This is a genomic window from Kitasatospora sp. NPDC091257 (genome assembly GCF_044757675.1).
GTDB lineage: Bacteria > Actinomycetota > Actinomycetes > Streptomycetales > Streptomycetaceae > Kitasatospora > Kitasatospora lactacystinica.
The window spans coordinates 1-1292 of sequence record NZ_JBIVVI010001757.1 but is presented as its reverse complement, the minus strand read 5'-3'; the positions used below and the strand labels follow the sequence as shown (position 1 = coordinate 1292).

General features: G+C 66.8%; 2 protein-coding genes. Both read right to left on the bottom strand.

Annotated elements, in window-relative coordinates; translation table 11 throughout:
• Positions 1-110: 110 nt before the first annotated feature.
• A complete protein-coding gene (locus tag ACIQOV_RS41815; protein ID WP_401056429.1) occupies positions 111-362 on the bottom strand; it encodes an acyl carrier protein in 252 nt (83 codons plus the stop codon).
• A gap of 29 nt (positions 363-391) precedes the next feature.
• Complete coding sequence (locus tag ACIQOV_RS41810; RefSeq protein WP_401056427.1) at positions 392-1243, bottom strand: 3-hydroxyacyl-CoA dehydrogenase family protein; 852 nt, start codon at positions 1241-1243, stop codon at positions 392-394.
• Positions 1244-1292 lie beyond the last annotated feature (49 nt).

The following is a 1292-nucleotide window of genomic DNA, read 5'->3' as shown; positions in this document are numbered from 1 at the left end:
GGTTGTGCACCTGGGGGGGGTGCGTAAGGGTGTTTCTTCCCCCCCGTTGGGGGGCCGGGGGGGGGGGGGGGGGGGGGGGGGGGGGGCCCCCCCCGCGTCCGCAGGTGGGACTAGGCCGCCGTAGCCGTCCGCGACGTGACCAGGCGGACGAGACCGTCGACCGTGCGGAAGTTGTCGAAGTCCATGTCCGCCGGGCCGAGGGTCAGGGCGAATTCCTTCTCCACGAAGAGCGCGAGCTGCATCGCGAAGAGAGAGTTGACGTAGCCGAGGGCGAAGAAGTCGTCGTTGTCGGCGAGCGGCTGGCCGGCCAGGTGCGGGGCGAGGAACTCGCGGACCCGGGCGCGCACGTCGTTGTTCGTCATATCAGGTTTCTCCTTGGGTAGTTCGAGGATCAGTAGGTGTAGAAGCCCTGGCCGGTCTTGCGGCCCAGGAGTCGTGCGTCGACCATCTTCTGGAGCAGGGGGGCAGGGCGGTACTTACTGTCCTTGTAGCTCTCGTACATGACCGTGATCGAGTTCAGGATCGTGTCGAGGCCGATCAGGTCGCCGGTCTCCAGGGGCCCCATCTTGTGGCCGAAGCAGCCGCGGAACATCTTGTCGACGTCCTCGGCCGAGGCGATCTGGTCCTGGACGCAGAAGATGGCCTCGTTGATGGTCACCATGAGGACCCGGTTGGTGATGAAGCCGGGGGCGTCCTGGACGACGATGCCCTCCTTGCCCATGTCCGACAGCAGCCCGAGCGCGGTGTTCAGCGTCTCCTCGCTGGTGAAGTGGCCGTTGACAACCTCGACGGTTTCCATCATCGGGACGGGGTTCATGAAGTGCAGCCCGAGGATCTCGGCCGGTCGCCCGGTGACCGAGCCCACCCGGGTGATCGGCACGGCCGAGGTGTTCACGCCGAAGATCACTCCGGGGCGGCAGATGGTGTCGATCTGCTCGTACACCGTGCGCTTGATGTCCCAGTCCTCGGTGACGTTCTCGACCACGAAGTCGGCGTCGGCCAGCGAGGTGAGCTCGGTGCGGGTGGTGATCCGGGCGAGGACGGTCTTGGCGTCCTCCTTCAGCGGCTTGCCGAGCAGCATCGGCTGGACCAGCAGGTCACGGCCGATCTGGGCCACCGCGCTGTCGAGCTGAGCCAGTGAGATGTCCACGAGGATCACCTCGAACCCGGACTCCGCGAAGGACTGGGCGACGCCGCGGCCGATCGTGCCGGCGCCGATCACGCCTACGGTTCGGATGCTCACGGGGGTACCACCTTTGCGGGATAGAAGGGGGGAGTGGGGGTGCCTGGTC